The organism is Pseudomonas sp. HS6 (assembly GCF_023375815.1).
Taxonomy (GTDB): domain Bacteria; phylum Pseudomonadota; class Gammaproteobacteria; order Pseudomonadales; family Pseudomonadaceae; genus Aquipseudomonas.
In genome coordinates this window covers 3336410-3360054 of record NZ_CP067412.1, presented here as the reverse complement: position 1 = coordinate 3360054, position 23645 = coordinate 3336410, and the positions used below count along the sequence as shown (strand labels likewise).

The following is a 23645-nucleotide window of genomic DNA, read 5'->3' as shown; positions in this document are numbered from 1 at the left end:
GAAACTGTTTTTGATGTTTTGGAAGGGAATCCCGTCGTGAATACCTCTTGCCTGCGCCGCTCGCTGTTGGCGCTGTCTGTTTTTGCCGCCATCACTCATATGCCTTTCGGTCATGCCGTCACCGACGATTACGATTTGAGCAGCGGGCCGTTGAACAGCGTCGATCAGTACTATGGCTTCCTGAATCTCGTCGGCACCACGAACGTAGTGCAAACCTCACCATCGGCCGTCACCAGCGCCGCACAGTTCACTCGGCCAATGGCCAATTATGATGTGTCCAACAAGGCGCAAATCACCATCGACGGCGCCACTCACGGCGTCGGCATCGGTATGTATGCCGGTGGTGTGTCCTGGTCAAAACTCAATTACAACCTGTACAACCGCGGCACGATCGACGTCAACGGTCTGGCCGACAGTGGCGACTCGACCGGCTTCCTCGTTCAGGGCGTGACCATCGGTGGCAACTTCAGTAACGAACGCAATGCCCGGATCAACGTCAGCGGCAATCGGGCCACCGGGGTTTCACTCACCGGCGTGAAACTGACCTATGGCGTGACCAACCATGGTTCGATCACGGTCAGTGGTACCGGCGCTCGTGGCATCTATCTGGAAAACACCACGCAGTCCATGCCGGTCTACAACGAAGGCACTATCAAGGCCATCGGCAGCGGTGCCGAGGGCTTGACCATAAACGGGGCGAGCTTCGTTCCCCAGGCCGGCGTCAATACCAGCAGTGTCGCCAACATGGGCACGCTTTCGGGTGAAAGCATCGGCATACACGTGAGCAATCAACCCGTGGGCGCTGGCTTGTTCAATATCATTCAGTTCGGTGGTTTGATCGAAGGGGGCAAAGCCGCCATTCAGGTCGATGACGGCCAGGCCTATTTTCGTTGGCAGGGCGGTGACGTAAAGGGCGATCTGCTGGGCCTGTCCGGTGTAACGATTGACGGCGAGACGCGTTTTTCCGGCTCGACGATCAAGTCCGGTTACGTCACCGTACAAGAAGGAACGCTGACGCTCGTGCAACCTCACACCACGATCATCGGCGATCTGGACATGGAGGAAGCGGACTCGGTGATCGCGATGTCGGTCGGCAACGACACCGATATCAATCGTCCGGTCCTTGCCGTCACTGGCAAAACTGAAATCGAGCCGGGCGGTCACTTGCAGCTGGAGGCCCGTTCGAGCGATTTCCGCACGGCTGCAGGAGGCAACCGTTACACCTTGATCCGTTCCGGCACGCTGACCGGTGGCGAGAACCTGACGGTGGTGTCGACCTCGGCTTTGCTGGACGTGAAAAGCTACGGGGTCGAAGGCAACGATGTGAAGGCCCTGGTCAGCACCAAGCCGGAAGAAACCGTGGTTGAAAATACGCTGGATGCTGGCGGTTCGAGCAACGGAGCAAAAGCGGTGGGTCGTCTCTCCAGTGCGCTGATGTCCCGGCTCGACGAACATGATCCGGTGTTCCAGGCATTCGCCAACGCCAGCACCGATACGCAACTGGCACGGCTGTCCGAAAGCCTCAGCCCCGATGTCAGCCGTGGGGTGATTCACGCCGCCACCAACAGTCAGACGCTGGTGTCGGGTGTCATCAATGATCGCTCCAGCCGCGCCCGTACCGTTGGCGTAGCCACGGACAAAGGTGTCTGGCTGCAAGCCTTGAGCAGCGACGCCAACCAGGATGAGCGCCGTGGTGTGAGTGGTTACGATGCCGACAGCCACGGCATCGCCGTCGGTGCCGATGGCCAGTTGAATGCCGATCTGGCGGTCGGTCTGGCGTACAGCTACCTCGACACCGATGTGAAATCCGATCGCGGCAACAAAACCCAGGTGACCGGGCATGCGCTGACCCTGTACGGCAACTGGACCCATGACAACTGGTTCGTCGATTCATCGCTGATGTACGGTTGGAACGACAACGAATCCAAGCGTTACATCGCCGGCACTCGGGCCAAGGCTGACTACGACAGCAACGTGTTCGGCGTCAGTGCGCTGGCCGGTTACACCGTGCGTCTGATGCCAAATGTGGTGCTTGAACCGCAGGTCGGTGCGCGTTACGCGAACGTGAAAATGGACAGTTACCGCGAGAAGGGCAGTTCGGCTTCGCTGAATGTCGGCAGCCAACGCTATGAAGTCGGTGAAATGGGTGTTGGCGCGCGTTTGGCCGCCGCGTTTGATTTGGGTGCCGGCAGTCTTGAGCCTGAAGCGAAGTTGATGGCCTGGCATGACGTGATTGGCGACAAGACCGGGACCACGTCCTCGTTTGTGTTGGGCGGCGACTCGTTCACCAGCCGTGGCACGACACCGGTGCGCGACAGCTATGAGCTGGGCCTGGGCGCCAACTATCGCATGGGTGCATGGAGCGTAGGCGGGTCGTACAACTACGTGACCGCCAGCGGCTTCAATGCTGACGGTTTCACGGCGAAAGTGCGTTACGCCTTCTGATTCCGGAGCCTGCCGGGTTACAGCTGATAGCTGAAGCTGATGCTGTAACGCGGCCGGCGATTGAACGTATCCAGTGCTTCATCCGACATCGGCTTGGCCGCTTCCAGCGCAATGTTGTAGTACTTGGCATCGCCGAACCTCAGGCCCACTGCGGCCGAAGACAGACTATTTGCCTGCACCGGCAACTGGTTGAACCAGCTGCGCGAGCGATCGAGCACCACGTAGGGTTGCAGGATCCGCACCCAGCTGCCGTCGCGGTTGAAGCTGTAGTTGATCTCGTAAGCCACCCCCCAGCCCTTGTCGCCGGACGCCTGGTCGTCGGGGTAGCCGCGGCCGAAATTCTGCCCGCCGAATACCGCACGTTCGCTGTCGGGCAGGGTGTCGTCGGTCCAGTACAACGCTCCCGATAGCACGCCCTGCCAGTTGTCGAAGAACTTGTCGCTCTGTACCCCCGATAGCCGCAGACGGAAGAAATGCAGGTCGATGGCGCTGTTGTTGGTTTTCGCGCCCATGCTGTCGAAGCCTTGATAAACCCCGCCACTGAGAATCCGCAGTTGCCGGGCGTCGGCCTTGCGCCAGTCGCTTTCGAAGGCGAGGGCGCGGATGTCGGTGCGCTCTTCGGCGCTGAGCGGGTAGCCGATGACGTTGTAGCGGGTCTTGTCGTTGACCGCGTAAAGGCGCGATCCGGCCGTCAGCAGTTCATTCGATGCGGCAATCAGCGGCACACTGAAACCGATCGAGTAACGGTCGTTTTCGCGGTGCGGCTTTAGTTCCAGACCGTTGTTCAGCAGCACATTGGTGCCGGGGTCGGCGCGATAGCGCGAGGCGGACAGACTCAGTTGCGTGCCTTCATCGTCGAGGAACTGGTTGTAGTCCAGTCGATAGTAATGCTCGTGATCATCGCCTGGCGGAAACAGACCGCTGAGGCTCAACTGTTCGCCCATCGAGGTCTGTGAATTGCTGCTGACACCCAGCAAGGCCTGGGTGCCGTTGCGATTGTCTTCGGTCGTGCTCAGGGTGCTAGTGAACGGTTTGCGACTGGCCTGGGCAACCAGTGTGGTTGCACCGTCGGTGGTGCCTGGCGGTGGTACCTGGGCCTGGATCGTCACGCCGGGAATGCGCGTCATCAGCGTGGTGTAGCGCTCGAAGGTCTTGCGGGTCAATGGGCGTTCGGCCTGGATCTTCGCCGTCAGTTTGTCGAGCAGCCCTTTGACTCGACCAATATCACCCTGTACTTGCACATCCCGCACGTAACCTTCCACCAGCACTACCCGCGCCGCGCCGTCATCGAATGTCTGCTGTGGCAGGAAAGCATAGGACAGCAGGTAGCCGTCGTTCTGGTAGCGACGGGTGATAGTGCGCGTCGCTTCGATCAGATCGGCGAGGCTGGATTCGTGGCCGATCAGGGGTTTGTAGATCTCTGCCAGTTCGTTGAGCGGGTAAATCGTGCCGCCTTCGATCTGTACGGTTTTCAGGTTGAGCTTCGTGCCCATCATCAGCGGCTCGGCTGCAGCGGCACCGGGTTCCGGGACTTGCAGCGGCGCGGCGCCCGGACGGTAGGCGTCGGCGGGCAGGTTCGGCACCGGCAGGTTACGGATGGTTTCATTGCTGTTGAGAAAGCTGGGCAGGGTGTCGGCGAGGGCAGTGGAACTGAGACTGAGGAACAGCAGGGATGCCATAACGCGCATAGGACACTCCATGTTCAAACCGCAGCACTGGGCAGGGTTTCTCCTAAGAAAAAAGCGGAAGACTCGTGGGAATCTTCCGCCCTCAACCAAGCGTAGGCGCTGTAGGTTAGGCCGTCGAATCGGCCAGGTGCAATTCAGCGTTTGTTGCCGCCCAGAGCGCCGGTCAGGCCGCCGAGGACCCCGCCCAGACCTGTGCCGGTGCCGCCATTGGTGGCACCACCGAGCACTCCGCCGACGGCATTGACCGTGTTACTGACCACAGTGGTGACCGGATTGGTGGCGGGGGTGCCGGCACCGCCGTTGAGCAGGCCACCGACGGCGGTCACAGTGTTGCCCACCGTGCCGACAGTACCTCCGACCGCAGTGACCACTGGATTGGTTGTGCTGCCAGCGAGGGTGCCACCCAGATTACTCACGGCGCCGCCCACTTGCGCTGTCAGGCCGGCGACCGGACCACCGAGCCCGGTGGCGTTGCCGACGTTTTGCGTCAGGCTGGTGGCTGCGCTGGTCACAGGGCTCAGGCCCGTGCCGACGACATTGCCGACATTGGCCAGCGCCATGGTGGGTGCCGTGATCGTTGTACCTGGACCACCGACAGCAGTATTGAGCGAGGCCACAGTGTTGCCCGCCGACACCAGCACATTGCCAGGAGCGTTCAGCGAACCATTACCTGCCGCCAGACCGGAACCGACATTGGCCACGGCCCCGCCGACTGTTTGCAGCAGACCGGTGCCTCCGAGGCCACCGCCGATGCCGCCCGAGTCCCCGCCAGTCCCGTTGGCCACCAGTCCGCCGGCCTTGCCGACCGTGGTGCCGACATTACTCAGCGCGCCGCCCAGCGTGTTGGTCAGGGCATTACCGTTGCCAGCGCCGGTCACTTTGTCACCGAGGCCGTCTACGGTACCGCCGACTTTCTGGATCACGCCGTTGAGGGGCGCGCCGAGACCGGTGGCGCTACCGAGTTTGTCGGTGGTGCTTTCAACCATCGCAATCACCGGCACCAGTTTCTGACTGACCTGCGTGGTGAGTCCGCCGAGCGGTCCGGTGGTCGTGGCGGTACTGAGGGTGTCGCCCAGCATGGTGACTTTCTCGCCGACGCCGTCGAGCAGTGGCGCAACTTTGGTCACGACCCCGCCGACCACCGGAATACTGCCGGTGGCTGTCGCCAGCTTGCCGCTGACATCCGACACACCGTTGCCGACATCCTGCACCACACCGCCGACCGACGATGCGGTCACACCCAGGCCATTCGGGGTGCTGGCCAGTTTGCCGATGCCGTTGGACACACCATCCCCCAGCGTGCCGACCACATTGCCGGCGGTATTGGCGACGCTTTGCACCACACCTCCCACCACCGGAACCGTGCTGAGGGAGTCGCCAACCTGGCTGACACCATCACCCACACCGCTGACGGTCTTGCCAACATCCTGTACCAGGGTGGTCGTCACCAGCGAAGGAGTGGTGGGATTGGTTGGATTTGTCGGATCCGTTGGATTGGTCGGGTTGGTTGGATTGGTTGGATTGGTCGGGTTTGTCGGATTGGTCGGATTGGTCGGGTTGGTGCCGCCAGTGCCACCGGTTCCGCCAGTGCCAGCCGTACCATTACCGCCGGTGCCTCCGGTCCCACCGGTGTTGCCAGTCCCACCGGTGCTGCCGGTGCCTCCCGTCCCGCCAGTGCCAGCCGTATCGCCGGTGCCGCCAGTTGCGCCCGTACCGCCCGTACCCGCAGCGGCACTGTCTGGAGAAGAGCTGCCGGACGTACTGTGATGGCCGCCACCACCGCTGCTGCAACCGGAGAGACCGAGAGAAAGAATCAATGCCAGCGCTGTTGCCGATTTGCACCACACTTGAGTTTTCATGAGGGGTATTCCTTGCACCTGTCACAACGTTCGTTGTCTTCGATGGCCCGCCGATTCTGTTGCCGGCAATGCCTTCGTCCGTTGTGCTCATATCAATCGCAAGGTTGGATCCACACCATTCTCGAGTTGGTATTAACGCCTTTATATAGGTCGGTGAGCGTGCTGCTTAACGACTAATGCCGAGGATATAAACGCGCAAAAAAAAGCCTTGAAAATCAAGGCTTGATGTTTGACAAGGGGCTGGATAACGGCGGCAGAAACTTAAGTTATATACACACAATTAATCATATTCCGCAGCTGCGGATCGATTCAGGCAATCGGTTGCCAGTGACCGACCATGTGTTCCAGATCCCCGGCCCCGATCAGACGCAACTCGCCGCTGGATCCCGCCGCACTGGCGAACAGTGAAACCTCACTCGGCAGGCGCACCGGTTTGCGAAAATGCACGGCGATTTCCAGGTTGGCTTTCGGCAGATGATCCGCCAGTGCAGCCAATGTGCGGGCCTTGTTCCACAGACCATGGGCAATGGCAGTGGGGAAACCGAACAGCCTGGCACTGGCGGCGCTCAGGTGGATCGGATTGTAGTCGCCGGAGACTTTGGCGTATTGCCGGCCGATGTCCGCCGGGGCTTTCCATTGCGCCACCTGCATCAGTGGCAGCGATGGTTCCCACGCCTGTTCGAGCGCTTCGCCCTCAAGCTTCACGCCTCGACAGAGCATCTGACTTTCGGCTTCCCACAGCGGACCGAGTTGATCGTCGAGGGTGGTCAGCAGTTCGAAGGTCGCGCCTTTCGGATGCGGTTGCAGGTTATGCACCCGAACGCTGGCCTGCGCGCGACTGATCCCGCCCATCGGCCGCAGAATGCGGATGCGATTGCTCAGGTGAATCAGCCCCAGCAGCGGGAAAGGGAAGTCGCTGGCCGTGAGCAATTGCATCTGCAACGCAAACGCCAGGACGTGTGGATAAGTCGGCGGCAGCAGCCCGTCATCGGCAAAACCGCAGACCTTGCGATAGGCCGCGAGGCGTTTGCCGTCGACATCGACCCCGCAGCGCAAGCCGCTGTCGGGCAAGTGGGTGCCGGTGATTTTGCGCCGGGTCGCTGCCCGGACATACAGCCCCGGCAGACTCGGTTCACGGTGCAACGTGTGCCAATCGATGCTCATGCCTAAGCCCCCAGAACACTTTGTCCACAGACCCGCAATGCCTGTCCGGTGAAGGCGCCGGTGCCCGGTTGCGCCAGCCAGGCCACGGCTTCGGCGACGTCCTGGGGCAAGCCGCCCTGGCCCAGCGAACTCATGCGCCGGCCGGCTTCGCGCAGGCCAAAAGGAATGTGCGCGGTCATCTGGGTTTCGATGAACCCCGGCGCCACGGCGTTGATGCTGATGCCGCGTTCCAGCAGTGTCGGTGCCCAGGCCTGGGCCAGCCCGATCAGCCCGGCCTTGCTCGCCGCGTAATTGGTCTGCCCGCGGTTGCCGGCAATGCCGCTGATCGATGCGAGTAAGATCACCCGCGCGTTATTGCGCAGGGTGCCGCTGTCGAGCAGGGCCTTGGTCAGCACTTGCGGGGCGTTGAGGTTGACTGCCAGCACCGCGTCCCAGAATTCCGGGGTCATGTTGGCCAGGGTCTTGTCGCGAGTGATGCCTGCGTTGTGCACCAGAATGTCGAGGCCGTCCGGCAGCTGTTCGATCAGTTGCGCGGCGGCGTCTTCGGCGCAGATGTCGAGGGTGATGGCGCGCCCGCCGAGGCGCGCGGCCAGGGCTTCCAGATCAGTCTTGGCCGGCGGCACGTCAAGCAGTATCACTTCGGCGCCGTCACGGGCCAAGGTTTCGGCGATGGAGGCGCCGATGCCGCGAGCCGCGCCGGTGACCAGCGCCTTGCGCCCGGCCAGCGGACGTGTCCAGTCGGTCACTGGCGTGGCACAAGGATTCAGACGAATCACTTGCCCGGAGACAAATGCACTTTTCGGCGAGAGGAAAAACCGCAGCGGCCCTTCGAGCTGATCCTCGGCGCCTTCGCCCACGTAAATCAATTGCAGGGTGCCGCCGCTGCGCAGCTCCTTGGCCAGCGAACGGGAGAAACCTTCGAGCGCTCGTTGGGCACTGGCGGCGAACGGTTCGCGCAGGGTTTCCGGGGCACGACCGAGGATCACCAGGTGCGCGCTGCTGTCGAGGTTCTTCATCAACGGCTGGAAGAACTCGCGCAGTTGTTTTAGCTGGTCGGTGTGCTGCAAATCGCTGGCGTCGAAGATTACAGCCTTGAGTTTCGGGCCATGGCCGGGAATCCACTGCGTGGCGGACGAAGGCTGATCGCCGTAGCGATAAATGGCATCAGTCAGCCGGTTGGCAAAGGCGCCGACCCGTTCGGCCAGCGGCCCGCCGCCGATCAGCAGTGCACCGTCCACCGGCCGAAGGCGCCCGGCCTGCCAGCGCTCCAGCCGCACCGGCGACGGCAGGCCGAGGGCCCCGACCAACCGATGGCCGATGGACGAGTTGGCGAAGTCGATATAGCGGTCAGACATGGAACGCTCTCCAGAAGATGGGGTTCAAAGTGTGGACTGCGAAGGGCAATCAATCGTTCGATCCACGCAATAAGGCCTACGCTAGAACAGCAGAGTAGTTTGCCCCCGGCGCTTTTGTGGCCGAACTCGATGGCAAGTACACCACTTTACCCTGTGGGAGCGGGCTTGCCCGCGATGGCGGAGTGTCAGCCACTGAGGATGTTGGATGTGCCGGCCCTATCGCTGGCAAGCCAGCTCCCACAGGGATTTCCACGAATCTGGATCAATAAGGAGCATTTCATGAGTCAGCTGCGCCGCGTCGCGATCATTGGTGGCAACCGCATTCCGTTCGCCCGTTCCAACGGGCCGTATGCCACCGCGAGCAATCAAGTGATGCTAACCGCCGCCCTCGAAGGCCTGATCGAACGCTACAACCTGCATGGCCAGCGCATCGGCGAAGTGGTCGCGGGGGCGGTGCTGAAATTGTCACGGGATATGAACCTGACCCGCGAATGCGTGCTCGGCTCGCGCCTGTCGCCGGCAACGCCGGCCTATGATATCCAGCAGGCCTGCGGCACCGGCCTGGAAGCCGCGTTGCTGGTGGCGAACAAGATCGCCCTCGGCCAGATCGATTGCGGCATTGCCGGCGGCGTCGACACCACGTCGGACGCGCCGATCAGCGTCAGCGAAGGCTTGCGCAAGATCCTCCTGCAAGCCAACCGCGCCAAGACCACTGGTGACAAGCTCAAGACCTTTCTGCAATTGCGCCCGAAACACCTGATCCCCGAATTCCCGCGCAACGGCGAACCGCGCACCGGTCTGTCGATGGGCCAACACTGTGAATTGATGGCTCAGACCTGGAACATCCCCCGAGAAGAACAGGATCAACTGGCACTCGAAAGCCACCACAAACTGGCGGCGTCCTACAGCGAAGGCTGGCACAACGACCTGATGACGCCGTTCCTCGGCCTGACCCGCGACAACAACCTGCGCCCGGACCTGACCCTGGAAAAACTCGCGACCCTGAAACCGGCCTTCGAGAAAAGCGCCAAAGGCACACTGACCGCCGGCAACTCCACGCCACTGACTGATGGCGCATCGGTGGTGTTGCTGGGCAGTGAAGAGTGGGCGAAGGAACGTGGTCTGCCGATCCTTGCCTACCTGCGTGACGGCGAAGCGGCAGCGGTGGATTTCGTCAACGGCGCAGAAGGGCTGCTGATGGCCCCGGTGTATGCGGTACCGCGCTTGCTGGCACGCAATGGTTTGACCTTGCAGGATTTCGACTACTACGAAATCCACGAGGCATTTGCCGCGCAGGTGTTGTGCACGCTCAAGGCCTGGGAGGATCCGGAGTACTGCAAGACCCGGTTGGGGCTGGATGCGCCGTTGGGGTCGATTGATCGCAGCCGCTTGAACGTCAAGGGCAGCTCATTGGCGGCGGGGCATCCGTTTGCGGCGACGGGTGGGCGGATTGTGGCGAACCTGGCGAAGTTGTTGGATGCGGCGGGACGGGGGCGGGGGTTGATTTCGATTTGTGCGGCTGGCGGCCAGGGTGTTACCGCCATTATCGAGCGTTAGAAGAGCAAAAAGCTTTCCCTCACCCCAGCCCTCTCCCGGAGGGAGAGGGAGCCGATTGGGGGGGATGCTTCAGAATTCCGCCGACCTGAAAGAACGTTGTTGAATCCATAATCGACTCGATCTTTCAGGTCGATGAATAGCGAAAGACAACTCGGTAGGCTCCCTCTCCCTCCGGGCGGTCCGACGTTTCGGGAGGGCTGGGGTGAGGGAGCTTTTGACTTTGACTCAGGTGCGGAACCGCCGCACCAACCCATCCAGCTCATTCGACAACCCCGCCAGACTCTGCGAATCCAACCGCGCCGAATTCGCCAGCTCCGCCACCAACTGCGCATCACCATGAATCTGGCTGATATGCCGATTGATGTCCTCAGCCACCTGATGCTGCTCTTCGGCGGCGGTAGCAATCTGCGTGTTCATGTCACGAATCACATCCACCGACTCACGGATCTGACCAAAGCTTTCCCGCGCCTCGCCAATGCGTGCCACCGATTGCTGCGACACATCGAGGCTGGCGCGCATCTGTTGGGTCACGGCGCTGGTGCGCTTGGCGAGGTTGCCCAGCAGACCGTCGATCTCCGCCGTCGAATCCGCCGTGCGTTTGGCCAGTGCGCGAACCTCATCGGCCACCACCGCAAAACCGCGACCTTGCTCACCGGCCCGCGCCGCTTCGATGGCCGCGTTGAGCGCCAGCAGGTTAGTCTGTTCGGCAATGGAACGGATGGTGCCGAGAATCGACTGGATGTCGTTGCTGTCGCGCTCCAGTTGTTGCATCGACTGCGCCGACTGCTCCAGTTCCTGGCTCAGTTGATCGACACTGTTCACCGCCGCATCGATCTGCTGCTGACCTTCGCGGGCCTGGCGTTGGCCGCTGTCGGCCGACTCTGCTGCCTGGCTGCAAGAGCGGGCGACTTCGTTGGCGGTGGCGACCATTTCGTGGAACGCGGTCGAGACCATGTCCACGGCTTCACGCTGGCGTCCGGCCGCTTCGGCCATGTCGCCGGAAACCCGGGTCGAACTCTGCGAAGTGGCGAGGATTTTCCCGGCCGCACCACCGATGTGCTGGATCAGGCTGCGGATCGCGGTCAGGAACTGGTTGAACCAGTTGGCCAGTTGCGCGGTTTCGTCGTTGCCACGGATGTCGAGGTTTTTGGTCAGATCGCCTTCGCCCTGGGCGATGCCTTCCAGACCGCTGGCGACGCTGCGGATCGGCCGTACGATCAGACTGGCGAAACTGGCGCCGACCACGGCGAAGATGACCGCCAGCACAGCGGCGATGATCGCGATCAGCCAGGTCAGTTGAGTGGCCGAGCTCATCACGTCGGTCTGTTTGATCAGGCCGATAAAGGTCCAGCCCAGTTGCTCCGACGGCCAGACGTTGGCCATGTAGCGCTCGCCGTTGAGTTCGACTTCCACCAGCCCTTTGCCGGCCTTGGCCAGTTGCGCGTAACCGTCGCCGAGGCTGTCGAGGGGCTTGAAGTTGTGCTCGGGCTGCTTCGGATCGACCAGCACCGTGCCGCTGTTTTCCAGCAGCATCAGGTAACCGGTTTCGCCGAGTTTGATCTGTTTGACGATCTCGGTGAGTTGCTTGAGCGTGACGTCGATACTGACCACGCCACCGTTGCTGCCGAGTTTGTTATCGATGGTGCGCACGGTGCTGACGTAGGTCGCATCGTCCTGCGCCCAGTAATAGGCGGCGGTGCGGAACGGTTTGCCGGGTTTGGCCTGAGCGGCCTTGTACCAGGGGCGCTGGCGCGGATCGTAGTTGCTCAGCTTGGGATCATCAGGCCAGGAGACGTAACCGCCGGCAGCGGTGCCGACGATCGCGTAGGCGTAGGCCGGGTGGCTGTTGCCCAGATCCTGAAGGAAGGAGAAGACCTTTTTGTCCATCTCGCCCTGCGGGACGCTTTCGGCGTTGGCGCTCATGTAGGTCTTGAGGCTGTCGTCGGTGTTCTTGATCAGCGGTTGCGTCGCCAGGTAATCGACGTTCTGGCTGATGCCGTCAAAAAAAAGCTGCATGGCGTTGCTGACCTGGCGGATCTCGCGTCCGCTGCCGTCGACAAAACCTTCCCGGGCATCGCTGCGCAGGTTGAGTACCACCAGCGTGGCGACCAACACCACGGGCAAGCAGGCGATGATTGCAAACGCCCACGTCAACTTCTGTTTGATGTTCATCCGCGCTCCAGATTTTCTTGTAGGCCCACGCAGTGCAGATGACTCGCGGTTTATTGGCAGCCGAAAAACGTTGTTTTCCACTCCATTCCTTGAGTGCGACATCGAAGTTTTTTTTGGAACGATTGTCGGACAAATTCCTCTGTCTCTGAGGACTTCGGCTGCCGGAGAGGGAAATTGAGGCTGTAAGAGAAAATTCTTACGAGTGGAGTGATGCTGGATGTCAGATTCTGTCGCAAATGCCCTCAAGTCCTTGCGCCAACAAGTTCTGCGGGCTCGGCTATGATTCGCAGCGGTTGATACAAGTGCGATACAAGAGCAGCGGATCGGCCCGTTTGATCCGGCACAGTGTGTGCATCCACAGGTTCACAGGTCGGCAACCCCTCCCCGTGATGCGAGGATTGCCGTATAACGAGTGACATTCGCGTGTTTGGTAATAAAGGACCCACAATAAAAGCTGATGAAGACTCCAAAACGCATTGAACCCCTGATCGAGGACGGTCTGGTCGACGAAGTGCTGCGTCCACTCATGAGTGGCAAAGAAGCAGCTGTTTATGTGGTGCGCTGCGGCAATCAGTTACGTTGCGCAAAGGTCTACAAGGAGGCGAACAAACGCAGTTTCCGCCAGGCGGCCGAGTATCAGGAAGGCCGCAAGGTTCGTAACAGCCGACAGGCCCGGGCAATGGCCAAGGGTTCCAAGTTCGGGCGCAAGGAAACCGAGGACGCCTGGCAGAACGCCGAAGTCGCGGCGCTGTTCCGTCTGGCCAGTGCCGGGGTGCGAGTGCCCAAGCCGTACGACTTCCTCGAAGGCGTGCTGCTGATGGAACTGGTAGCCGACGAATACGGTGATGCCGCGCCGCGTCTGAACGACGTGGTGCTGGAGCCGGATCAGGCCCGCGAATACCACGCGTTCCTGATTTCGCAGATCGTGCTGATGTTGTGTACCGGTCTGGTGCACGGTGACCTCTCGGAGTTCAACGTGCTGCTGACACCGACCGGCCCGGTCATCATCGACCTGCCGCAGGCGGTGGACGCGGCGGGCAACAACCACGCGTTCAGCATGCTGGAGCGTGACGTCGGCAACATGGCGTCGTACTTCGGCCGGTTCGCTCCGGAGTTGAAGAAGACCAAATACGCCAAGGAAATGTGGGCGTTGTACGAAGCGGGTACGTTGCACCCGGCCAGCGTGCTGACCGGCGAGTTCGACGATCCCGAGGACCTGGCCGATGTCGGCGGGATCCTGCGCGAGATCGAAGCCGCGCGTCTGGATGAGGAGCGCAAGCAAGCCATCCGGGCGGCGGACGACGAGCCCAAGGGCAAGTCCGACGAACCGCCTCCGCCACCGTGGATGCAGTAAGCATCTGAAAAAGAAAACCCGGCTTCGGCCGGGTTTTACACATTCAAGGATTGATTGTGACCACTACCTCCCGCAATGCCCGGCTGATCATCACGGCGCGGCTGATTTCCGATTTCGGCGCTTTCCTGAACATGGTCGCGCTGGCCACTTATGTCTATCTGCTGAGCAACAGCGCCATGAGCGTCGGGATTTTCCTGGCCAGTCGCGTGGGCGGCGGGATTTTCGCCAGCCTGATCGGCACTGCGTTTTATCGTCGATGCAGTGGTCGATTGCCGTTGATTGCCTTCGATCTGCTGCGCGCCGCTGTGCTCGGGTTGTTGCTGGTTGTGCCGGTCAGTCAGCAGGCGTTGTTGCTGCCGCTGATTGCGTTCGGCCTGGGCTTTGGCAATTCGATGTTCGCCATCGGCCTCAACAGTCAGTTGCCGCGCTTGATCGAACCGGCGCAGTTACTCAAGACCAATGCCTGGATCACGTCCGCCTCGTCCATGGCGATGGTCGGCGGCAGTCTGGTGTCCGGGTTGCTGGTTGCGGGATTTGGTTTTGAAACGGTGTTCGCGCTGAATGCGCTGACTTATCTGCTGGCGGCCCTGTTGATCGCGCCGCTGCGGTTCAGCGCACCGGAGCCAGTGGCGGAATCCAGCGCTAAACAGGGTGAATGGTCGGCGTTGTTGCAAGGCCTGCGCAGTGCCCCGGTGGTGGCCGCGATGTTGGCGGTGACCATGGCCGACACCCTTGGCAGCGCTGCGCACAACGTGGGATTTCCGATCATTTCCAAACTGCTCACGCCAGATTCGGCGAGCACCACGCTGGGCCTGATGCTCGCGGTGTGGGCCAGCGGCAAACTGCTGGGCGCGCGGATCGCCAGTCGCCTGAGCGGCTCTGACAACGTCCATCTGGAGCGCCGCTATTTCGGCGGCGTGTTGTTGATGTCCTGCGGCTTTATCCTGATGTTCCAGCAGCACAGCGTCATCGGGCTGTTGCTGTTTTCGCTGCCGGCCGGGCTGGGTGACGGGTTCTCGGAAGTCGGCCTGATGTCACGTCTGCAACGGGAGCCTGAGCCGCTGCGCCTGCCGATCTTCAGTTTCCTGACGCTGTTGCAGATGACCGGGTTCGGCGTCGGCATGCTGATCGCCGCGCCGTTCTACAACTGGTGGGCGCCGGGTGCCGTGGTGTTGCTGTTCCACGGCATTCCCCTCGCCACTGTGCTGTCGATGAAGGTCCTGCTGCTCAGGCGCGAGCGGGTTGCGCGCAGCAGCCCGACGCCAGTTCCTTGAGGATCGGGCAGTCCGGGCGGTGGTCGCCCTGGCAGTGTTCCACCAGATCCTGCAGGGTGTCGCGCAGTTCGCCGAGTTCGCGGATCTTCTGATTCAGCTCGTCGATGTGCTGGCGGGCCAGGGCCTTCACATCGGCGCTGGCACGCTGACGGTCCTGCCAGAGCGTCAGCAGTTTGCCGACTTCCTCCAGCGAAAAACCCAGGTCCCGCGAGCGCTTGATGAACGCCAGCGTATGCAGGTCATCGTCGCCGTAGACGCGATAGCCGCTGTCGGTGCGATGGGCGGCCCTTAGCAGACCGATCGATTCGTAATAACGGATCATCTTTGCGCTCAGGCCACTGTGGCGGGCCGCTTGGCCGATGTTCATCGGTTGTCCTCCAGATCCTCGGGTTTCCAGGTTTTCAACAGTAGCGCATTGCTCACCACGCTGACGCTCGACAATGCCATCGCTGCCCCGGCCAGCACCGGATTGAGGAAGCCGAACGCCGCCAGCGGAATGCCGATCAGGTTGTAGACGAAGGCCCAGAACAGGTTCTGCCGGATCTTCGCGTAAGTCTTGCGGCTGATCTCCAGTGCCGCCGGCACCAGCCTAGGGTCGCCGCGCATCAGGGTGATGCCGGCGGCGTGCATGGCTACGTCGGTGCCGCCGCCCATGGCGATGCCGATATCGGCAGCGGCCAGCGCCGGGGCGTCGTTGATGCCGTCGCCGACCATGGCCACGACTCCGGTTTTTTTCAGTTCGGCGACGGTGGCGGCTTTGTCCGCCGGCAGCACTTCGGCGTGGACGTTTTCGATGCCCAGCGCTTCCGCCACCACGCGAGCGCTGCCTCGGTTGTCGCCCGTCAGCAAGTGGCTGTGGATATGTCGCGCGGCCAGTTGTTGCACCGCGTGCAGCGCGCCGGGCTTGAGGGTGTCGCCGAACGCGAACAGTCCGAGGACGCGGGGAGCGGGGCTTTGTTCGATCAGCCAGGACAGTGTCCGGCCTTCGGTTTCCCAGGCCTTGGCGGATTCCGCCAACGTGCCGGCGTCCAGACCGGTTTCTTCCAGCAGTCGGCGATTGCCCAGGGCCAGACGTCGACCGTCGAGATGGCCAGCGATACCGCGACCGGTCAGGGACTGGCTGTCGCTGACGTCGGGCACCGCCAGATTGCGCTCGGCACAGGCATCCAGCACCGCTTTGGCCAGTGGATGTTCACTGCCGCGTTGCAGCGCGCCGGCGGCCGTCAGCAGGGCGTTTTCATCACCGTCGATCGCACTGAAATGCGCGATGCGCGGGGTGCCGGAGGTCAGGGTGCCGGTCTTGTCGAACACCACGCTGCTGACTTCATGGGCGCGTTCCAGTGCTTCGGCGTCCTTTATCAGAATCCCGTGGCGCGCCGCCACGCCGGTGCCGGCCATGATCGCAGTCGGCGTCGCCAGACCGAGGGCACAAGGGCAGGCGATCACCAGCACCGCGACGGCGTTGATCAGCGCGGTTTCCAGCGGCGCGCCATACAGCCACCAGCCGATCAATGTGGCGAGGGCCAGCAGCAGAACCGTCGGCACGAACACCTGACTGACTTTATCCACCAGTTTCTGGATCGGTGCTTTCGCCGCCTGGGCGTCCTCCACCAGACGGATGATCCGCGCCAGTACGCTTTCCGCGCCGAGCGCCGTGGTGCTCACCAGTAAACGGCCTTCGCCATTGATCGCACCGCCGGTGACCTTGTCGCCCGGTTGTTTGGGCACTGGCAGGCTTTCGCCGCTGATCAGCGCTTCGTCGGCGTGGCTCTGGCCTTCCAGCACCTGGCCGTCCACCGGGAAGCGTTCGCCGGGTTTGACCAGTACGAGGTCACCGAGGCGCAGGGCGCTGATGGCGACGTCCTGTTCGCGACCCTCGATGACTTGAATTGCTCGCTCCGGGCGCAACGCTTCCAGTGCACGGATGGCACTGGCGGTCTGGCGTTTGGCGCGGCTTTCCAGGTATTTGCCGAGCAGCACCAAAGCGATGACCACTGCCGAGGCCTCGAAATACAGATGCGGCATGCGCCCGGCGGCGGTCGCCCATTCATAGAGACTCAGGCCATAACCGGCGCTGGTACCCAGCGCTACCAGCAAGTCCATGTTGCCGGCACCGGCGCGCACCGCTTTCCATGCGGCTACATAAAAACGTGCACCGAAGATGAATTGCACCGGGGTGGCGAGGGCAAACTGCGCCCAGGCCGGCAGCATCCAGTGAATGCCGAACGGTTGCAGCAGCATCGGCAGCACCAGCGGCAAGGCGAGGGCAATCGCACAGATCAGCGCCCAGCGCTCGTGGTTCAGGCGTTGCTGACGATTGTCGGTCTGGTGTTCAAGTTCGAAGAGGCTGGCTGAATAACCGGCCTTGCTCACAGCGGCGATCAGGAGCTGAGGATCGACAACGCCAAGCAGTTCAAGATGGGCACGTTCATTGGCGAGGTTGACGCTGACGCTTTTCACCCCCGGAACCTTGTTCAGGGCGCGTTCGACACGGCCGACGCAGGAGGCGCAGGTCATGCCGTCGATGTTCAATTCCACAGTGTGCTGCGGCACGCTGTAGCCGGCGCGCTCAACCGCTTCCATCAGCGCTGGCAGGCTGTCGCCGGGTGCCTGCACGCGGGCCTGTTCGGTGGCGAGGTTGACGCTGACGGCACTGGCGCCGCTGACTTTGCTCAACGCCCGCTCGACACGGCCGGCGCAACTGGCGCAGGTCATGCCGCTGATGGGCAGATCGAACGTGATGGAATCGGACATCGGTCGTACTCCCTGTAGTGGATGTCTACAGGATCAACCTTGCCATGCTGGCAAGGTCAAGCACCAAAAAAATGGTGGGAGCGAGCCTGCTCGCGATTGGGGCATTACAGTCAACATCGAGGTTGCCTGTATGACCGTCATCGCGAGCAGGCTCGCTCCCACACTTTTTGAATGCTCAGTAACCGAGATCGGTGCGCTTGAGGTACATGCCTTCCGCATTCATCGCAATCCGGAACTTCAGAATGTCACCGGCATGCAGTTTGATCTCCTGCGAGCCCGGCGCGAGCATGCCCGGGTTGCAGCCCGGCATTTGCCCCGGCAGCAGTTTCAGGCGCAGCGAGACATTGCCCGGCGGCAGGTTGAACGAGGTGCTTTGCTCCTGGAACAGGCGAGCCGACAGTTGATCCTGGATGTACACGCCGATCTCGCAGGAGGTCGCGACTTCCAGGCGCTCGCGGGAAATGATCAGCACTCCGTAATCTTCCCCGGCGGCATGCACCGAAGGGATCGCGGCAAAGAGGCTGAGAAAGCCAAACAGGCTGAAAGCTGACCAGCGCATGGCTGAATCTCCTGAATTTATGTCATTGATGCACGCAGCTTGGCCGAGCGCGGCGCCGATTGCCAGCCCGGCAGTTTTTTGCAGAACTTGACCTTGCCATCGTGGCAAGCTCGAAACTGCCGGCAACCTCACTCAAAGGAGTCATTCCATGCAAGTGTTCACTGTTGAAGGCATGTCTTGCGGTCACTGTGTCAAAGCCGTCACGCAAGCGGTCCAGAGCAAGGATCCGGCGGCCAGCGTGCGGGTCGATCTGGCGGCGAAGGAGGTCGGCGTCGAAAGTGCGTTGAGCGCCGAGCAGGTGATCGAGGCAATCAGCGAAGAAGGGTATGCCATCAAACTCGCCTGATCTTTTTAATAGTTAGCGAGCTACCGGAATGTTCAAGGCGTCCTCGCGCGGCTAGACTGTCGGGCTGCACTCTCGACTAAAGTGCCCGCCCAACTGCTTGCCGAACCTGGACGCCTGATGAACTTCCGTACCATTTTGATTCTCGGTGCCTTGACCGCTTTCGGTCCGTTGGCGATCGATTTCTATCTCCCCGCGTTTCCCACCATGGCGCTGGCGTTCGGCACCGATGAGAAACACGTCCAGCTGACGCTGTCGGCTTACTTCTTTGGCCTGTCCATCGGTCAACTGGCTTACGGGCCGGTGGCAGATCGCTTTGGCCGAAGGCTTCCGTTGCTGGTGGGGCTGACGCTGTTCACGCTGGCATCACTGGCCTGCGCCTATGCACCGAATCTGGAATGGCTGATCGGCGCGCGGTTCGTCCAGGCGCTGGGCGGTTGTGCGGGGATGGTGATTGCCCGGGCGGTGGTCGCCGACAAATGCGACGCGGTGGGGTCGGCGAAAGTCTTCTCGCAACTGATGCTGGTGATGGGTCTGGCACCGATTCTGGCGCCGATGCTCGGCGGTTTGCTGGTCAACACGACGGGGTGGCAGTCGATCTTCCTGGTGCTGACCGGGTTCAGTGCCCTGGCCGGACTGGCGGTGGCACTCGGCCTGCCGGAAAGTCTGCCGGCCCATGTTCCGCGTCAGCCATTGTCCGGTGCTCTGCGTCAGTACGGTCGACTGCTGACCGACCCGGTCTACATGGGCCATGCCCTGACCGGCGGCATCGCCATCGCCGGGATGTTTGCCTACATCGCTGGCTCCCCGTTTATTTTCATCAAATTGTATGGCGTGCCAGCCGAGCACTTCGGCTGGCTGTTCGGCACCAACGCGGCCGGTTTCATTCTGGTGGCGCAGTTCAACGCACGACTGTTGGCCAAGCGTGGCCCGGCCTTTCTGCTGTCACGGGCAGTCTGGGTTTACTTCGGCGCCGGGCTGACGCTGCTTGCGGTCAGCTCTTTGCACACCGAGGCACTGTGGCCGCTGCTGATTCCCTTGTTCATCTGTGTGGCCAGTCTGGGTTGTATCAGCCCCAATGCGGCGGCGAGTGCGATGAACGGGCAGGGCGCTCGCGCCGGCAGTGCGTCAGCGTTGCTCGGCAGCATGCAGTTCAGCGTCGCCGCAGGTGCTTCGGCGCTGGTGGGGGTTTTGCACGATGGCACCGCCGTGCCGATGGCCATGGTCATCAGCCTGTGCGGTCTGTTGGTGGTCAGCGCGGCGATGCTCACCCGGCGCATACAGAATGCCCGGGCGCTGGCAAAGGCGCAGGCCGAAGTCTGAACGGAAGAACTCAGCCGACAGCGCGTTGCTGGCCGAGGTCGGGAATCTGATGGGGCGCGTAGATACGCGCTTCGAGGGTGCGAGTGAAGGCCCGAGCTTCAGCCTCACTGCGGAATGTCACGGCGTGCTGGTCGAGACGAACTTGCCACTGGGACTTTGCCACTTCTTTTATCAGGATCTTCATTGCTGACCTCCCGGACGTAAAAGATTGCATCGCAGAGGTTTCGATTGTAGACCCGAATACGATCGCAATTGTGACAAGGGTCAAGCATCTGACTGACGGCAAGAAGCGACCGCAGCCCCCGCGCCAGATACTTTTGGCACCGGCGAGGACTGCGGTCTCCGGAGTTTTAGAAACTTTCTAAAACAATTTTCCCCTTGGCCTTGCCGCTTTCCAGCAACTCATGGGCACGGCGCAGATTGCTCGCGTTGATCGTGCCGAAGTGCTCGCCCACCGTGGTCTTCAACGTCCCGGCATCGATCAGGTCGGCCACCCGGTTGAGCAATTTGTGCTGCTCGATCATGTCCGGCGTTTCGAACAGCGAGCGGGTGTACATGAACTCCCAGTGCAGCGACAGGCTCTTGCGCTTGAGCTTGGTCACGTCCAGCGACTTCGGATCATCGATCAACGCCAGTTTGCCTTGCGGCGCCAGCGCCTCGACCAGTTGGTCCAGATGCTGATCGGTCTGGGTCAGGCTGGCGACATGGGTCACGTGGCCGAGGCCGGCGCGTTTCAGTTCTTCGCTCAACGGCTGGCTGTGATCGATCACCCGGTCGGCGCCCAGCTCTGTGACCCAGTCGCGGGTTTGTGGGCGAGAGGCGGTGCCGATCACTTTGAGCCCGGTCAACTGGCTGGCCAGTTGGGTCAGGATCGAACCCACGCCACCGGCCGCGCCGACGATCAGCAGGCTCTGACCTTCGTCAGTGTTGCCTTCGCGAATTTGCAGACGTTCGAACAGCAACTCCCACGCCGTAATGGCGGTCAGCGGCAGGGCCGCGGCTTCGGCGTAACCGAGGGTTTTCGGCATATGGCCGACAATCCGTTCATCGACCACGTGCAGTTCACTGTTGCCACCGGCCCGGGCGATGGAGCCGGCGTAGTACACCTTGTCGCCTGCCTTGAACAGTGTCACTTCACTGCCGACCGACTTGACCACACCGGCCACGTCCCAGCCCAGCACTTTGGCGGCGCCGCCTTCTGGCGCGACATTCTGGCGAACCTTGGTATCGACCGGGTTGACCGAAATCGCTTTGACTTCCACCAGCAGGTCGCGCGGGCCGGCTACCGGCTCCGGCAGCTCGATGTCTTGCAGGGATTTTTCGTCGCTGATCGGCAGGGACGCGTAATAGGCGATGGCTTTCATGGATGACTCCGAAACGTGCTTAAAGGAAGGATTCAGGCGATGGCGCGCAGACGCTTGAGCTCGAAGTGTTCGAGGAAGCCTGCGGCCTGCGCCCGGAAATGCTGGATATGTGCGCTGTCATCGTGGGCCTGCAGGGCTTCGTCACTGGCCCACTGCTCGATCATGTAAAAGGCTAGCGGGTTGGCGAGGTCCTGGTGCAGGTCGTATTGGCCGCAACCGGCTTCCGCGCGGGTCGGTTCGATCAGTGCGCGCAGATGCTGTTCGAGGGCGTCCTGCTGGCCAGGTTTGGCGATCAGGGTGGCGATGGCGGTGAATGGCTGGGACATGTTCGACTCCGGAACAGGATGAATTCGATGGGTGGCATGATTGGCTATTTCTACGCGAGATAAAACCGGCTAAAAGAGCAGTCTCTTTCAATATTATTTTGATAATCGAGGCTGAAATGCTGCGTTTCGATGACTTGCAGTTGTTTGTCCGGGCGGCGGATCTGGGCAGCCTGTCGGCGGCGGCCCGGGTGATGGACATGTCCGCCGCCGTGGCCAGCGCGGCGCTCAAGCGCATCGAGCAACAACTCGGCGCACGGTTGCTGGCGCGTTCCACCCGCAGTCTGCGCCTGACCTCCGAGGGCGAAGGCTTCCTCGAATACGCTCGGGCGGCGCTGAGCAATCTGGATGAGGGCCGTCGTCTGCTGGCCAGCGGTCAGGATCAGGTCAGCGGGATTCTGCAACTGTCGGCACCGTCGGATTTCGGCCGCAACCTGCTGCTGCCGTGGCTCGACGAATTTCAGCGTGAACACCCGAAACTGACCGTGCGCCTGTTGCTGGGCGACCGCATCGCCGACCTGTTTCGCCAACCGGTGGACATCGCCTTGCGCTACGGCGAACCGGAAGACTCCAGCCTGATCGCGTTACCCATCGCCGCGCAGAACCGTCGGGTGCTTTGCGCCTCCCCCGGCTATCTGGCGAAACACGGCGAGCCGACTCAACTGGAGCAGCTCGCGCAGCACAATTGTCTGCTGTACATGCTGGGCAGTCGGGTGCATGACCATTGGAGTTTTCATGACGGCAAACGCGAGGTCGGCCTGACTGTCAGTGGCGATCGCTTCAGCGATGATGCCGATGTGGTGCGTTTATGGGCCGTCGCGGGGGCGGGCATCGCTTACAAGTCGTGGCTGGATGTGGCCGACGACGTGCTCACCGGGCGCCTGAAAGTGCTGCTGCCAGGGTTGCTCTGCGAGCGGGCTCCGCTGAATTTGTTGTGCGCCCATCGCGCACAGTTGAGTAAGCCGGTGAACCTTTTGCGGGAGATGCTCGCCAGCCGTTGCGCCGAATTGAGTAGCCGATTTCCCGTTTTTCCGCATGTTGATCATTAGTCGCAGGTAAATAGCGAAATTTCTGTCAGGAACAATCACCAGCTGTACCCGCTCCGGCGCAGGACGCCGCGAGCAACCCGCTTATACTAGCGACCGCTTGAAGCCTGCCCCGGCACGCAGGCACAGGCATGATCGGACCGACGCTGGCCGGGCAGCGGTGACGATCGCGTCGAGTACTGCGAATGCCGGGTGGAAGTGTGTTGCCTTGCCCCGGATCAAGGCGTTTTGCGCGGCTTGGCCGACGACTGATTACTGGTCAAGATGTCTCTGAGCAGTAGACGATACGATTCAACAGGGAGTGAATACATGGAACATGCACCTTGCATCAGCCAGATCGCCACGTTGCTGGCCGATCCCAAACGCAGCGCGATGATGTGGGCGTTGATGGATGGCTCGGCCCGGCAGACCGAGGAGCTGGCGCTGCTGGCGGGGCTGTCGCCCTCTTCAGCCAGTGCGCATCTGGGGCGCTTGTCCGCTGGCGGTCTGTTGAAGGTCGAGGCTCGCGGGCGCAAGCGCTTCTTCCGTCTGGCAGCTCCCGAAATCGGCGCGGCCATCGAGGCGTTGGCAAGCGCCACTCTTGCCAGCGCTCCACGGGAGATTCCCGATGTGTTCAAGCGCACCACACCCATCGCCAGGCCCCAGTCCGCGCCATCGTCCCTGCTGCGTGCGCGTTTTTGCGATGATCATCTGGGCGGTACGCTGGCGGCCGACCTGTACCAGCGCCTGCTCGATGCCGGCTGGATTGAACAGCTTGAACATCGGGTGGTGGTCACCCATAAGGGCTCGACACAGTTGGCCAGTCGTGGGGTCTTCATCCAGGCGCTGGCTCATCGCAATGTTCAGGTGGCTTGCGCGTGCCCGGACTGGAGTGAACGACGCCCGCACATGGGTGGTTCGCTGGGCGCAGCGTTATTGCAGCTGTTCATGCAGTCCGGCTGGTTGATGCTGCCCAATGACTCCCGCGCCCTGCAACTGACGGCGGCGGGACAGCGGGAAATTCATCGATTCGCCCGGGAAACCGAGCTGGAAATGGCGTTTTAGAGCGCTTCACGCCATTGTCGG

At 61.8% G+C, this 23645-nt stretch carries 19 protein-coding genes; 8 read left to right on the top strand and 11 right to left on the bottom strand.

Going from position 1 to position 23645, the window contains the following annotated elements; translation table 11 throughout:
- Positions 1 to 36 precede the first annotated feature (36 nt).
- On the top strand, positions 37 to 2445 hold the full coding sequence (locus tag JJN09_RS15220) for an autotransporter outer membrane beta-barrel domain-containing protein (RefSeq protein WP_249482478.1): 2409 nt from the start codon (positions 37 to 39) through the stop codon (positions 2443 to 2445).
- Positions 2446 to 2462: 17 nt separating this feature from the next.
- On the opposite strand, the gene JJN09_RS15215 is transcribed toward JJN09_RS15220, so the two are convergent.
- From JJN09_RS15215 to JJN09_RS15200, 4 genes are all read right to left on the bottom strand, one after another.
- Complete coding sequence (locus tag JJN09_RS15215) at positions 2463 to 4133, bottom strand: ShlB/FhaC/HecB family hemolysin secretion/activation protein (RefSeq protein WP_249482477.1); 1671 nt, start codon at positions 4131 to 4133, stop codon at positions 2463 to 2465.
- Between the two features lie 134 nt (positions 4134 to 4267).
- The gene (locus tag JJN09_RS15210; protein ID WP_249482476.1) at positions 4268 to 5992 is read right to left on the bottom strand and encodes a collagen-like triple helix repeat-containing protein; all 1725 of its coding nucleotides are present in this window, start codon (positions 5990 to 5992) and stop codon (positions 4268 to 4270) included.
- Positions 5993 to 6301: 309 nt separating this feature from the next.
- Entirely contained in the window at positions 6302 to 7156 is an 855-nt protein-coding gene (locus JJN09_RS15205) for a MaoC family dehydratase (RefSeq protein WP_249482475.1), read from the bottom strand.
- A 2-nt stretch (positions 7157 to 7158) separates the two neighbouring features.
- Complete coding sequence (locus JJN09_RS15200; protein WP_249482474.1) at positions 7159 to 8511, bottom strand: 3-oxoacyl-ACP reductase; 1353 nt, start codon at positions 8509 to 8511, stop codon at positions 7159 to 7161.
- A gap of 279 nt (positions 8512 to 8790) precedes the next feature.
- Here JJN09_RS15200 and JJN09_RS15195 point away from each other — a divergent pair, with 279 nt between their 5' ends.
- Positions 8791 to 10068, top strand: a complete 1278-nt coding sequence (locus tag JJN09_RS15195; RefSeq protein WP_249482473.1) for an acetyl-CoA C-acetyltransferase — start codon at positions 8791 to 8793, stop codon at positions 10066 to 10068.
- A 225-nt stretch (positions 10069 to 10293) separates the two neighbouring features.
- Here the strand turns inward: JJN09_RS15195 and JJN09_RS15190 are convergent, their stop codons facing one another.
- A complete protein-coding gene (locus JJN09_RS15190) occupies positions 10294 to 12240 on the bottom strand; it encodes a methyl-accepting chemotaxis protein (RefSeq protein WP_249482472.1) in 1947 nt (648 codons plus the stop codon).
- Between the two features lie 457 nt (positions 12241 to 12697).
- Between JJN09_RS15190 and JJN09_RS15185 the strand changes: the two genes are divergently transcribed.
- The gene (locus JJN09_RS15185; RefSeq protein WP_249482471.1) at positions 12698 to 13594 is read left to right on the top strand and encodes a PA4780 family RIO1-like protein kinase; all 897 of its coding nucleotides are present in this window, start codon (positions 12698 to 12700) and stop codon (positions 13592 to 13594) included.
- A gap of 56 nt (positions 13595 to 13650) precedes the next feature.
- Positions 13651 to 14868 carry an MFS transporter gene (locus JJN09_RS15180; RefSeq protein ID WP_249482470.1) on the top strand — a complete coding sequence of 406 codons (1218 nt, stop codon included), beginning with the start codon at positions 13651 to 13653 and terminating at the stop codon, positions 14866 to 14868.
- Here the strand turns inward: JJN09_RS15180 and cueR are convergent.
- The 3 genes from cueR to JJN09_RS15165 all read right to left on the bottom strand — a co-directional run bounded on the left by cueR (position 14822) and on the right by JJN09_RS15165 (position 18181).
- Positions 14822 to 15235: a Cu(I)-responsive transcriptional regulator gene (cueR, locus tag JJN09_RS15175; RefSeq protein ID WP_249482469.1), complete on the bottom strand. Its 414-nt coding sequence runs from the start codon at positions 15233 to 15235 to the stop codon at positions 14822 to 14824. The genes JJN09_RS15180 and cueR overlap by 47 nt on opposite strands.
- The gene (locus tag JJN09_RS15170) at positions 15232 to 17622 is read right to left on the bottom strand and encodes a heavy metal translocating P-type ATPase (RefSeq protein ID WP_249482468.1); all 2391 of its coding nucleotides are present in this window, start codon (positions 17620 to 17622) and stop codon (positions 15232 to 15234) included. Before JJN09_RS15170 ends, cueR begins: the two co-directional genes overlap by 4 nt.
- A 175-nt stretch (positions 17623 to 17797) precedes the next feature.
- Positions 17798 to 18181, bottom strand: coding sequence for a hypothetical protein (locus tag JJN09_RS15165; protein ID WP_085732773.1), 384 nt, complete (start codon positions 18179 to 18181; stop codon positions 17798 to 17800).
- A gap of 148 nt (positions 18182 to 18329) precedes the next feature.
- On the opposite strand from JJN09_RS15165, the gene JJN09_RS15160 reads away from it, so the two are divergent.
- Both JJN09_RS15160 and JJN09_RS15155 read left to right on the top strand, forming a co-directional pair.
- A complete protein-coding gene (locus tag JJN09_RS15160) occupies positions 18330 to 18527 on the top strand; it encodes a heavy-metal-associated domain-containing protein (RefSeq protein WP_007958490.1) in 198 nt (65 codons plus the stop codon).
- A gap of 117 nt (positions 18528 to 18644) precedes the next feature.
- Positions 18645 to 19847: a multidrug effflux MFS transporter gene (locus JJN09_RS15155; RefSeq protein WP_249482467.1), complete on the top strand. Its 1203-nt coding sequence runs from the start codon at positions 18645 to 18647 to the stop codon at positions 19845 to 19847.
- Between the two features lie 10 nt (positions 19848 to 19857).
- On the opposite strand, the gene JJN09_RS15150 is transcribed toward JJN09_RS15155, so the two are convergent.
- The 3 genes from JJN09_RS15150 to JJN09_RS15140 form a co-directional block, all read right to left on the bottom strand.
- Complete coding sequence (locus tag JJN09_RS15150; RefSeq protein WP_170929593.1) at positions 19858 to 20031, bottom strand: hypothetical protein; 174 nt, start codon at positions 20029 to 20031, stop codon at positions 19858 to 19860.
- A gap of 166 nt (positions 20032 to 20197) precedes the next feature.
- Positions 20198 to 21211, bottom strand: a complete 1014-nt coding sequence (locus tag JJN09_RS15145; RefSeq protein ID WP_249482466.1) for a zinc-binding alcohol dehydrogenase family protein — start codon at positions 21209 to 21211, stop codon at positions 20198 to 20200.
- Between the two features lie 32 nt (positions 21212 to 21243).
- Positions 21244 to 21537, bottom strand: coding sequence for a putative quinol monooxygenase (locus JJN09_RS15140; protein WP_096819697.1), 294 nt, complete (start codon positions 21535 to 21537; stop codon positions 21244 to 21246).
- A 116-nt stretch (positions 21538 to 21653) separates the two neighbouring features.
- On the opposite strand from JJN09_RS15140, the gene JJN09_RS15135 reads away from it, so the two are divergent.
- Positions 21654 to 22583, top strand: a complete 930-nt coding sequence (locus JJN09_RS15135) for a LysR family transcriptional regulator (RefSeq protein ID WP_249482465.1) — start codon at positions 21654 to 21656, stop codon at positions 22581 to 22583.
- Between the two features lie 306 nt (positions 22584 to 22889).
- Positions 22890 to 23624, top strand: coding sequence for a helix-turn-helix transcriptional regulator (locus JJN09_RS15130; RefSeq protein ID WP_249482464.1), 735 nt, complete (start codon positions 22890 to 22892; stop codon positions 23622 to 23624).
- Positions 23625 to 23645 lie beyond the last annotated feature (21 nt).

Coding starts and splice junctions, on each gene's coding strand:
- JJN09_RS15215 (WP_249482477.1), bottom strand. CDS start 4,133: ATGCGCGTTATGGCATCCCTGCTGTTCCTCAGTCTCAGTTCCACTGCC.
- JJN09_RS15210 (WP_249482476.1), bottom strand. CDS start 5,992: ATGAAAACTCAAGTGTGGTGCAAATCGGCAACAGCGCTGGCATTGATT.
- JJN09_RS15205 (WP_249482475.1), bottom strand. CDS start 7,156: ATGAGCATCGATTGGCACACGTTGCACCGTGAACCGAGTCTGCCGGGG.
- JJN09_RS15200 (WP_249482474.1), bottom strand. CDS start 8,511: ATGTCTGACCGCTATATCGACTTCGCCAACTCGTCCATCGGCCATCGG.
- JJN09_RS15195 (WP_249482473.1), top strand. CDS start 8,791: ATGAGTCAGCTGCGCCGCGTCGCGATCATTGGTGGCAACCGCATTCCG.
- JJN09_RS15190 (WP_249482472.1), bottom strand. CDS start 12,240: ATGAACATCAAACAGAAGTTGACGTGGGCGTTTGCAATCATCGCCTGC.
- JJN09_RS15185 (WP_249482471.1), top strand. CDS start 12,698: ATGAAGACTCCAAAACGCATTGAACCCCTGATCGAGGACGGTCTGGTC.
- cueR (WP_249482469.1), bottom strand. CDS start 15,235: ATGAACATCGGCCAAGCGGCCCGCCACAGTGGCCTGAGCGCAAAGATG.
- JJN09_RS15170 (WP_249482468.1), bottom strand. CDS start 17,622: ATGTCCGATTCCATCACGTTCGATCTGCCCATCAGCGGCATGACCTGC.
- JJN09_RS15165 (WP_085732773.1), bottom strand. CDS start 18,181: ATGCGCTGGTCAGCTTTCAGCCTGTTTGGCTTTCTCAGCCTCTTTGCC.
- JJN09_RS15160 (WP_007958490.1), top strand. CDS start 18,330: ATGCAAGTGTTCACTGTTGAAGGCATGTCTTGCGGTCACTGTGTCAAA.
- JJN09_RS15155 (WP_249482467.1), top strand. CDS start 18,645: ATGAACTTCCGTACCATTTTGATTCTCGGTGCCTTGACCGCTTTCGGT.
- JJN09_RS15150 (WP_170929593.1), bottom strand. CDS start 20,031: ATGAAGATCCTGATAAAAGAAGTGGCAAAGTCCCAGTGGCAAGTTCGT.
- JJN09_RS15145 (WP_249482466.1), bottom strand. CDS start 21,211: ATGAAAGCCATCGCCTATTACGCGTCCCTGCCGATCAGCGACGAAAAA.
- JJN09_RS15140 (WP_096819697.1), bottom strand. CDS start 21,537: ATGTCCCAGCCATTCACCGCCATCGCCACCCTGATCGCCAAACCTGGC.
- JJN09_RS15135 (WP_249482465.1), top strand. CDS start 21,654: ATGCTGCGTTTCGATGACTTGCAGTTGTTTGTCCGGGCGGCGGATCTG.
- JJN09_RS15130 (WP_249482464.1), top strand. CDS start 22,890: ATGGAACATGCACCTTGCATCAGCCAGATCGCCACGTTGCTGGCCGAT.